The following is a 9,189-nucleotide window of genomic DNA, read 5'->3' on the forward strand; positions in this document are numbered from 1 at the left end:
GGCTCTTATCTTTACTGACCGACCAAACCGCTACTCCCGCTCCTTATGAACTTTCCGTTAGTGCTCGGCCTGCTGGTGGCCGCTTACCTGATTGGCTCCATCCCGACGGCGTTGTGGGTGGGCCGCGCGTTTTTCGGGCTCGATATCCGGGAGCACGGCTCGGGCAACTCGGGGGCTACCAACACGTTCCGGGTGCTGGGCAAGAAGCCGGGCTCGTTCGTGATGGCCGTAGACGTGCTCAAGGGGTGGGTCGCTACCTCGTTGGCCACCGTGCTGGTAGGACAGGGCGCCATCCGGCCCGAGCAACTGCTCTATTTCCAGCTGGCCTGCGGGGTGCTGGCGGTGGTGGGACATATCTACCCGATCTGGGCGGGCTTTCGGGGGGGCAAGGGCGTGGCCACGGTGCTGGGCATGATGCTGGCCATTGCCCCGGCCACGGTAGGCGTATGCATTCTGGTATTTATTACGGTGTTGCTGATTTCGCGCTACGTGTCGCTGAGCAGCATGAGCGCCGGCCTCACTTTCGCGTTGCTCCAGCTGCTGCCCGCTTTCCGCCCCGATAATTCGCTGCTTCTCTGGTTTGGCTTCGTGCTGGCCGCGTTGCTCGTGTACACCCACCGCGCCAATATTGGCCGGCTGCGGGCTGGCACTGAAAGCCGCGTACCCATGCCCTGGGATAAGAAATAAGCTGCCTTAGCTATGGTTTCCGGCTATTTTTTCTTTTGAGGTGCTCATAAACTGAATAGACCACTGTAAGAGTCATGAGCAGAATAAATATCAACAATCCTCTCTGTCCTTCTGGCGAAGACCAGTTTACATTGCCGCTGAAAACATAATTGTGGATACTTGCCATCAGAATTAGTTGTAGCTGACCTGTCTGGTCTAAATGTATAATAGTATTCGTAATGCTCGTCTATACTACTGTTTAGCATATCCAAACGGGCGCCTAGTTTAGGCGAGTACCAAACCAGCTGATTTTCCAGAAAAATACGTCGAAGCCGGTTTTGCGGGAGGAACAAGATTTCGGTTCGGCTTGGGCATGCGGCGCGTTGGCGGTACTTTTAAGCAGTCACTTGGCACCTTGGCTATGCGGGCGCAACGCCGGTCCGATATTCTTTCCGCTACCTTCGCTTATGCCCGATCTGGCCCTGCTCACCGAACCTTATGGCAGCATGCTGCTGGCTTCTGAAGTGCCCTGCCTGATCGTGCAGTGGCACAGTTTCGCTAACCGGCAGCAGTTTCAGTCGCTCATGGACCGCGGCCTCGCCCTGTACATTGAGGAAAGCCACCGGACCCGCCCGTTGGGCTGGCTGGCCGATACCCGCCTTGTCAGTGCCATTACGCCCGACGACCAGCAGTGGCTCCGTACCGACTGGAACCCCCGGGCCCACGCCGCCGGCATTCGGCACGTAAGCTTCGTGTCGCCCGAGAGCGTGTTTGGCCAGCTTTCGGTGCAGGGCTACACCACCAACACCGAAGCCGCCGATGCCTACGCCATCGAAGTAAGCCACCACCGGACCCTGCCCGAGGCCAAACGCTGGCTGCGGCAGATGTTGCACAAACCGGCCGCCGGTTAAACCCTCCCTCTTTCTCTCCGCTGCTGCTTGCGCTACTATGAAACAAGAACTCAAAAGCTCCCTGGGCCGGCCTTACATCACGATTGAAGACGACTCGGTTAACCGCTGGATTGCCGTCGACTGGATGGGCTACCTCACTGCTGAGAGCATCAAGGCCGGCGCCCAGGCCTACACAACGGCCCTGGCCGAGTCGGGCTTTTCGTGCGTGCTCAACGACACGCGCAAGGTGCTTGGGCCCTGGGACCACTCAATGGACTGGGTAATCAACGTGTGGGCGCCTAATGCCGCCGCCGCCGGACTGCGCTATTTTGCCATGATTACCACTCCCGACTCGCTGGCCGAGGGCTCGGCCAGCACCTTTTACGCCCAGCTAGAATCCTTCGAGGCCAACGTGTTCAGCGACGAGCAAACGGCCATGGCTTGGTTGCAGCAGTGCAACCAGTAAACAGGCTGCCAGCTAACGGCTCCCGTATATTGCGCTAACAGCTAAATTTCCACTCCAAACCACCCCGTATGGCTACTACCTACCTCCAGGAAAACCAGGACCGCTTCCTGACCGAACTCATCGACTGGCTCCGTATTCCCAGCGTATCGGCCGACCCCAAATTCCACGGCGACGTGATGAAGGCGGCCGATTACCTGAAAGCCCGCTTTGAGGAAGTCGGCCTCGACAATGTGGAGCTGTGCCCTACGTCCGGTAACCCCATCGTGTACGGCGAGAAAATCGTGGATGCCAGCCTGCCCACCGTGCTCGTGTACGGACACTACGACGTGCAGCCCGCCGACCCGTACGAGCTCTGGGATTCGCCCCCCTTCGAGCCGGTTATCAAAGACGAGAAGATTTACGCCCGCGGTGCCTGCGACGACAAAGGCCAGGTCTACATGCACGTGAAGGCCCTGGAGGTAATGAAGCAGGACGGCGCGTTCCCCTGCAACATCAAGGTGATGATTGAGGGCGAGGAAGAAATCGGCTCGAACAACCTGGCCATCTTCGTGCGCGAAAACAAGGTCAAGTTGAAGGCCGACGTCATTCTGATTTCCGATACCGGCATGCTGGCCAACGACCAGCCCAGCATTGAGGTGGGTTTGCGCGGCCTCAGCTACCACGAGGTGGAAGTAACCGGGCCCAACCGCGACCTGCACTCGGGCCTTTACGGCGGCGCGGTGGCCAATCCCATCAACGTGCTCTGCAAGATGATTGCGAGCCTGCACGACGAGAACAACCACATCACTATCCCCGAGTTCTACGACAACGTGGCCGTGCTCAGCAGCGAGGAGCGGGCCGAGCTCAACCGCGTCCCCCACTCCGACGACGAGTTCAAGCGGAGCATTGGCCTGCCCGACGTGTACGGTGAAAAGGGCTACACCACCGTGGAGCGCATCGGTATCCGGCCCACGCTCGATGTGAATGGCATCTGGGGCGGCTACACCGGCGAGGGTGCCAAAACCGTTATTGCCTCCAAAGCCTACGCCAAAATCTCGATGCGCCTGGTGCCCAACCAAACCTCCGAGGAAATCACGGCCCTATTCCAGAAGCACTTCGCCGCCATTGCGCCCAGCGGCGTTACGGTGAAGGTAAAGCCCCACCACGGCGGTGAGCCCGTCGTGACGCCCACCGACTCGGTGGCTTACAAAGCGGCGGCCGACGCCATGGAAACCACCTTCGGCAAGCGCCCGATTCCCACGCGCGGCGGCGGCTCCATTCCCATCGTGGCCATGTTCAAGAGCGAGTTGGGCTTGGATACCGTCCTGCTCGGCTTCGGCCTCGATTCCGATGCCATTCACTCGCCCAACGAGCATTACGGCGTTTTCAACTTCCTGAAAGGTATCGAAACCATCCCGCACTTCTACCGCAACTACGCGGCGCCATGCAGGCATAGCGGGTAATATCTAACATAAACAGCACGTCATTCAGCGCGAAGCGAGGAAGCACGGCGGCTGTCGTTGAGACAATTTTCAATGACAGCCGCCGCGCTTCTTCGCTTCGCGCTGAATGACGTGCTGTTTATAGTAAGCACGGAGCCCTCCTCGTTACCGCCCCTGGAACGAATACGTCAGATACAGCTGAAACACGCTGTTGCGAACGTTATCCTGGATGGTAACATTGCCTAGTTTCGTGGATTTACCCACATTGGTGAAAACACCGTTGTAGCGCAGGCCAATGCCGGGGCCGGTTTTGCGCTGATAGCCCAACCCGAACAGATAGCCAAGATCGACGCTGCTGTAGTTGTTCTTGCTGTCTAAGGCTCGGTTCCCGATTTTATCCTTGGCCGATATCAGGAAGCCCACTTGCGGGCCGGCCTCAAAAAAGAGTCCATCGGCGTTAACGTGGAAGGCCAGCGGCACATCGAGGTAGTCCACGCGCTTAATGAGGTCCAGGGCCGGTACCTTGGCTCCCTTGCGCGAGTAGAGTAATTCGGGCTGGAAGGCAACCATGCGGGTCAGGCCAATATTGGCGAACAGGCCACCGTGGAAGCCAACTAGGTTGCTGTAGCCATCGGCCTGCTTGCCCACGAAGTTAGAGAGGGAAGCCCCACCCTTGAGGCCGAGCGAAACGTTGCGCTGGGCCTGCGCGGTACTGAAACCAGCTGCCACTGCGAGTAAGCTAAAAGAGAAAAGAAGCTTTTTCATGAGGCAAAAATAGGAGCAGCGAACCTGAAATTCTGTGCCCGAGCCCGATAAACTACTGGCCCCAACGCAAACCGGCCACCCCTCACTGGAAGGGCGGCCGGCATTTTGGGGCGATGAACCAATTAGTTGTTCGGAATCAAATAGCCCAACGAAAGCTGGAACACTTGGTTGCGGGCGTTGGCCAGTTCGCCATTGTTGTACGTTTTGTTTTTGGCGAAGTCGGTAATGGCCCCGTTGTAACGCAGGCCCAGCATCAGGCCCATCTCCGACTGGAAGCCGAGGCCGGCCACGTAGCCGAATTCGTTGCGGTTTACGTTGTCGAGGCTGCGCTCAGATTCGGTGCGGTTTACCACGGTGCCACCAAGCGTGCGGGTCGATTCGTCCTTAACCTTGAGCAGGTAGCTATACTGGGGGCCCGCCTCGAAGAACAGGTTGCCGGCCTTCACTTTCAGCAGCACTGGTACATCGATGTAGTTGTAGGTAACATCGCCCTCATTCTTGGCCGTCCCAAAGGCATAACTGGAGTTGTACTTATAGCCTTTCTGGGAGTATAGTACTTCGGGCTGGAGCGAGAGGAAACCGTCATCGATCAGGCCCACATTCAGCATCAGGCCGCCGTGGAAGCCTACCTTATTGTCGTAACCATCCTTGTTGTCGAAGCTGCCGGACAGGTTAGAGAGGTTGGCGCCGCCCTTCAGACCGAGGCGTACGCCCTGGGCTTTCGATTCGGTAACGGCAACAGTAGCAAGTAGGGCCGCAACGGCCAGAAGTGATTTTTTCATGGGAAGGGGTAATAAAAAAAGGTGGAAGAAAAGGGAACTTTTGACTGCTTGACGAAAAATGTGCCACAATTGTAGCCTTTAACGAAAAATCCAGTCTGCCGATATGTGGATCTAACAAAAAAGCGGCTGCTCCCAGCACGAGGAGCAGCCGCTTTTTTCGCTTAAATCGGTTAGCGGGTCGGAATCAGGTAGCCGAGTTGCAGGGTGAAGGCGTTGTTGAATGCCTTAGGCTCGTTATCCTGGTCTTTGGTGTCGATGAGCGAGTTGAAGCCCCGGGCATACCGCAGGCCCAGGCTAATGCCGCCCTCCGTCATGTAGCCCACGCCAGCCACGCCGCTGATATCGAACTGGGCCAGATCCGCCTTGTACGCCTCGTCGCGGCTCACGCCGGTGTAGTCGCGGAAGCCGCTGTTGTTTTCCTGCTTGTCTTTGGTACCGTCAGAGTACTTGGTAGTAGTTTGCTGCTTGTTTTTGGAGCCGAATAGGTAGCTTACCTGGGGCCCGAGCTCAAAGAACAGCCCGCCCGCGTTAATCCGGGCCAGCAGGGGCACGTCGAGATAGTGTAGCACGCGCTGCTGCTCATCTTCGACCGATGTGATGTTGGGGCTGCTGAAGCCAGTGGTCTGCTTCGATTTTATTTCGTAGCCCTTGCGGTTATACAGCAGTTCGGGCGCGAAGGAGAAGAACCCGTCGCTGGTCAGTGGGATGCTGGCGCCAACGCCTACATTGTAGCCCAGCTTGTAGTCGCCCAAGTCGGTACTGTAGTTGGCCCCGGTAATCTGGCTGACGTTGTCGCCGGAAATGTTGGAGTAGGTGCCGCCTACTTTTACGCCGATGCGGAAGCCGCCGGCATCCTGGGCGTGTACAGCGGAAAAGGAGGCAACGCCCATGGCGGCCAGGAGAGCAATTTTTTTCATGAGGAAGGGGGAGGATGTTAACGCACGAATCAACAAGCACTTTACCAACCACGACAGTTGCGTTCTTCGTGGTTTTCAGGGCCTCATAGCGTAAAAATGCAGGGTAAGGTTACAAATAAATCCAGGTTTTCTTCAGATTTCACGCAAGCATAATGTGGCCGTTTCCTGCTAACCGGCAAGCCGGTAGCTTTTTAGATCCGACAAGAAATCAGCGGGTTTCCAGGTGGTCTGGCAGCGGGTTTTCGCTACTTTTGAGGAACGTGCAAGCCCCTGACTTATGAGAATTTGGTATGCAGGCCTGCTGCTGACGTTGCTGGCCGGAGCCGCCCTGAGCCCGGCGTGCGCCCAGACCCCCGGGCAACCGAACGGCCCGCTGGTGGTAGGAGCCTACGGGCTGGGGAGCTTCATTCTGCCCCACACGCCGGCCGTGCGCCATCTGGCCGTATCGCACCCCACGGGCGTGGAGCTGAACGTGCAGCGCCAGACCAACGGCTCGGCCCCCTGGCACGCCTGGTACCGCTACCCCAAAGTGGGGTTGGCCCTCACGTACTACGACTACCATAACCCCGTGCTGGGAAAGTCTTACGCGGCCGGGGTATACATCAATAAAACCTTCTGGCGCACCGCCCGGCAGGAGGTAAGCTTCCGTATCGGGACCGGGGTGGGCTACTTCCCGATTGGCTACGACCAGGCTACTAACCACAAGAACAACATCGTCAGCGCCAAGCTCAACGCCACCATCCAAACGCGGCTGGAGTACGATGCGGCCCTAACCGAGCACCTGGGTCTGCTGGTGGGCCTGGGCCTGAACCACTATTCCAACGGGGCTACCACCAAGCCCAACTTCGGCATCAACTTGCCTACTGTGCTCGTGGGCCTCAACTACCACCAGCAGCGGCCCTTCCGGCCCCTGGGCCTTGCGCCGGCCCCCGAACCCACCGACATCGGCCGCAATTTCCTCAACCTGAGCACTTCGGTTGGCTGGAAGCAGCGCAGCGAATCCGACCCCGAGCGGTACCTGGTCAATTCCGTGACGCTGGCGGCGGGCCGGCGCGTAAACCGCAAGAGCAACTTGGTGGCAGGCCTTGAAGGCTTCTACGACCGCAGCCTGCTAGCCCAGCAACGCGCCGACTTGCGAACCCAACAGGGCGACACGGCCCGCACCACTGCCCCCGACCGTCAGCCCGACGTGAAAAAGGCCGGCCTATACGTGGGCCACGAGTTGCTGTTCGGGCGGCTGGCCTTCGTCTCGCACCTGGGCTTTTACCTCTACAATCCCTACAAATCCAACAAGTTCTACTACGAGCGCCTGGGCCTTAAGTACCATTTCACGCCCCGGGTGTTCGGCAACGTCGACCTTAAAATTCACCGCGGGGCCGCCGACGTAATTGAGTGGCGGCTGGGAATAAAGCTCTGAGCCGTTGCCGGAGCAAGCAACGGCCAGCCGGTTCAGGCAGCCTGCGCTCTGGTTGAGACACCTTGGCCAACGGTTGGGTAAGAAAAACGGGCAAGTGCCCGCCCAAATGCGTTGCTTCGGTTGTAGGTACACCTCAACCACTACCGCATGGAAACCTTCCTGCTTTGCAACCGCTGGCTACATATTGCCGCCGGCTTTACGGGCTTCTTCGTAGCCCCAGTTGCCCTGATCGTGCGCAAGGGCGGCGCGGCCCATCGGCTCTGGGGGAAGGTGTTTTTCTGGGCCATGCTAGTGGCTGGCACCACGGCTATGGTATCGGCCAGCCTCAAAGGGCTCACATTTCTGCTGCTAACGGGCGTCTTCAGCCTGTATTTAGCCCAGTTCGGTTACCGCTCGTTGCACCACAAGGGCATAGGCCAAAGCCAGCAGCCGGGCTTTTACGACTGGGCGAGCGTAAGCCTGGGCCTGCTAGTGTTTGCCGGTACGCTGGGCTACGGCCTGTGGCATCAGCCCTTTAACCTGGCCATGGTGGTTTTCGGGGCCATCGGGGTATTCATAACGCTCCGGCAGCTGCAGGGCTTCCGGCGGCCCGGCCCCTGGCCGGCGGGGCAGTGGCTGCGCAACCATATCTCGGGCTTTGTAGGCTCCTATATTGCCGCAGTATCGGCGTTTTCGGCCACCAGCCTCACCTTTATTGCCTTTCCGCTCAATTTTCTGTGGCCCACGTTGGTACTGGTGCCGCTACTGCTGTGGCTGCAACGGCACAATGTGCCCAAAACCGGCGTCAGCCCCCGCGTCGTTATCGGCCCACAAGTATAAATTGAGCAAGCTGGTACCTAATTCCGTGTCCCATCCTGCTTTCTGAAACTAGCCAAAGCCCCAAGCACCACTCTGTTACAGAGTAGCGCTTGGGGCTTTGAACCCAGAAAACCGGGTTGTAAGCGCAGAGGAAATCGGGGGAGAGGGGAGAGTAACCGGCGGGGTAGGGTGAGAGAGAATATGTAGCCAGTTACGTGGGATTCTGCGCCTTACTTGCTTAGGCGTCGCGGTAAGCTACCTCGGGTTCCATCGACTTAGCGTGATTCACGATATCGGCCATGTGCAGCATATCGGGCACCTCGTCTACCAGATTGCGTTTCTGCGTTTCTGGTTGATGGAAACCATTTTACTGTGCAAGCTGAACGGCGAACGGCCGCGCAGGTCCAGCATGGTCGTAATGCCGGCTTCTTCCAAGAGTGTAGTAAGCTCTGGGTCCAGACCATCGATTTGCGACAAGTCGGCATAATTAACCCACTTGAATAATTTAATTTCTTCAATGCCCGTAGCAGAAGCCAAGGCCCGACGGTCGGCCGGCGTGCGACCCGCGTCCAGCAGTGCTTCGGCAGTCTGGATACCTTGCTCTTGAAGCTTTTTTACTTGATTGTTGGGGATGCTAGTGATTTCATTGATTGCGTACTGCATTTAATAGGATTAAGTGAATGATTTTGCTTTGCTATGGTATAAATATAGGGAAAATATATATAAAAACCTAATATTATTCGATATTTACAGTTGATAAATATATAATTACTGTTAAATTTTTATCATCATAATGCTGAAAATTAAAAGGTTATAGAGAATTATGCCTTGTTGGATATTTATATTAAATATTGTGTAATTATTATAACCAGTAGTGATTTTTAATTTTGATAATTTATTGCGAATAAGTAGCTGGTGTGTATTATTATTAATAGTTGCTGCTCTGGCTAAATCGTAGTAACCACCTGCTATAGCGGTTTCGTGAACGGTTCGTTCGTTTTTCAGTCCGTGGTGGCGTGATAGCCACAGTGGTCAAACCAGCCGAGCGCATCGGAGCTGGTAATCCA

The 9,189-nt window shown here is 56.9% G+C and carries 10 protein-coding genes; 6 read left to right on the forward strand and 4 right to left on the reverse strand.

The genetic code is table 11. From position 1 onward, the window contains the following. Positions 1-45 precede the first annotated feature (45 nt). From plsY to CDA63_RS14020, 4 genes are all read left to right on the forward strand, one after another. Positions 46-687 carry a glycerol-3-phosphate 1-O-acyltransferase PlsY gene (plsY, locus tag CDA63_RS14005; RefSeq protein WP_088465085.1) on the forward strand — a complete coding sequence of 214 codons (642 nt, stop codon included), beginning with the start codon at positions 46-48 and terminating at the stop codon, positions 685-687. Between the two features lie 446 nt (positions 688-1,133). Continuing rightward, complete coding sequence (locus CDA63_RS14010; protein WP_088465086.1) at positions 1,134-1,577, forward strand: hypothetical protein; 444 nt, start codon at positions 1,134-1,136, stop codon at positions 1,575-1,577. A 37-nt stretch (positions 1,578-1,614) separates the two neighbouring features. Next, positions 1,615-2,022 (forward strand): STAS/SEC14 domain-containing protein, encoded by a 408-nt coding sequence (locus tag CDA63_RS14015; protein ID WP_088465087.1) that lies wholly within the window; start codon positions 1,615-1,617, stop codon positions 2,020-2,022. Positions 2,023-2,090: 68 nt separating this feature from the next. Next, positions 2,091-3,464: a dipeptidase gene (locus CDA63_RS14020; RefSeq protein ID WP_088465088.1), complete on the forward strand. Its 1,374-nt coding sequence runs from the start codon at positions 2,091-2,093 to the stop codon at positions 3,462-3,464. A 144-nt stretch (positions 3,465-3,608) separates the two neighbouring features. On the opposite strand, the gene CDA63_RS14025 is transcribed toward CDA63_RS14020, so the two are convergent. The 3 genes from CDA63_RS14025 to CDA63_RS14035 form a co-directional block, all read right to left on the reverse strand. Next, on the reverse strand, positions 3,609-4,208 hold the full coding sequence (locus CDA63_RS14025; RefSeq protein WP_088465089.1) for a porin family protein: 600 nt from the start codon (positions 4,206-4,208) through the stop codon (positions 3,609-3,611). A 122-nt stretch (positions 4,209-4,330) separates the two neighbouring features. Then, the gene (locus tag CDA63_RS14030; protein ID WP_088465090.1) at positions 4,331-4,990 is read right to left on the reverse strand and encodes a porin family protein; all 660 of its coding nucleotides are present in this window, start codon (positions 4,988-4,990) and stop codon (positions 4,331-4,333) included. A gap of 170 nt (positions 4,991-5,160) precedes the next feature. Next, the gene (locus tag CDA63_RS14035; RefSeq protein ID WP_088465091.1) at positions 5,161-5,907 is read right to left on the reverse strand and encodes a porin family protein; all 747 of its coding nucleotides are present in this window, start codon (positions 5,905-5,907) and stop codon (positions 5,161-5,163) included. A gap of 277 nt (positions 5,908-6,184) precedes the next feature. Here CDA63_RS14035 and CDA63_RS14040 point away from each other — a divergent pair, with 277 nt between their 5' ends. After that, complete coding sequence (locus CDA63_RS14040) at positions 6,185-7,324, forward strand: acyloxyacyl hydrolase (RefSeq protein ID WP_088465092.1); 1,140 nt, start codon at positions 6,185-6,187, stop codon at positions 7,322-7,324. Positions 7,325-7,471: 147 nt separating this feature from the next. Continuing rightward, positions 7,472-8,143 (forward strand): DUF2306 domain-containing protein, encoded by a 672-nt coding sequence (locus tag CDA63_RS14045; protein WP_088465093.1) that lies wholly within the window; start codon positions 7,472-7,474, stop codon positions 8,141-8,143. A 303-nt stretch (positions 8,144-8,446) separates the two neighbouring features. On the opposite strand, the gene CDA63_RS14050 is transcribed toward CDA63_RS14045, so the two are convergent. After that, positions 8,447-8,785 carry a DUF4332 domain-containing protein gene (locus CDA63_RS14050; RefSeq protein ID WP_088465094.1) on the reverse strand — a complete coding sequence of 113 codons (339 nt, stop codon included), beginning with the start codon at positions 8,783-8,785 and terminating at the stop codon, positions 8,447-8,449. Positions 8,786-9,189: the final 404 nt, after the last annotated feature.

Source organism: Hymenobacter amundsenii, from assembly GCF_002204745.1.
Classification (GTDB): Bacteria; Bacteroidota; Bacteroidia; order Cytophagales; family Hymenobacteraceae; genus Hymenobacter; species Hymenobacter amundsenii.

Coding starts and splice junctions, on each gene's coding strand:
- plsY (WP_088465085.1), top strand. CDS start 46: ATGAACTTTCCGTTAGTGCTCGGCCTGCTGGTGGCCGCTTACCTGATT.
- CDA63_RS14010 (WP_088465086.1), top strand. CDS start 1,134: ATGCCCGATCTGGCCCTGCTCACCGAACCTTATGGCAGCATGCTGCTG.
- CDA63_RS14015 (WP_088465087.1), top strand. CDS start 1,615: ATGAAACAAGAACTCAAAAGCTCCCTGGGCCGGCCTTACATCACGATT.
- CDA63_RS14020 (WP_088465088.1), top strand. CDS start 2,091: ATGGCTACTACCTACCTCCAGGAAAACCAGGACCGCTTCCTGACCGAA.
- CDA63_RS14025 (WP_088465089.1), bottom strand. CDS start 4,208: ATGAAAAAGCTTCTTTTCTCTTTTAGCTTACTCGCAGTGGCAGCTGGT.
- CDA63_RS14030 (WP_088465090.1), bottom strand. CDS start 4,990: ATGAAAAAATCACTTCTGGCCGTTGCGGCCCTACTTGCTACTGTTGCC.
- CDA63_RS14035 (WP_088465091.1), bottom strand. CDS start 5,907: ATGAAAAAAATTGCTCTCCTGGCCGCCATGGGCGTTGCCTCCTTTTCC.
- CDA63_RS14040 (WP_088465092.1), top strand. CDS start 6,185: ATGAGAATTTGGTATGCAGGCCTGCTGCTGACGTTGCTGGCCGGAGCC.
- CDA63_RS14045 (WP_088465093.1), top strand. CDS start 7,472: ATGGAAACCTTCCTGCTTTGCAACCGCTGGCTACATATTGCCGCCGGC.
- CDA63_RS14050 (WP_088465094.1), bottom strand. CDS start 8,785: ATGCAGTACGCAATCAATGAAATCACTAGCATCCCCAACAATCAAGTA.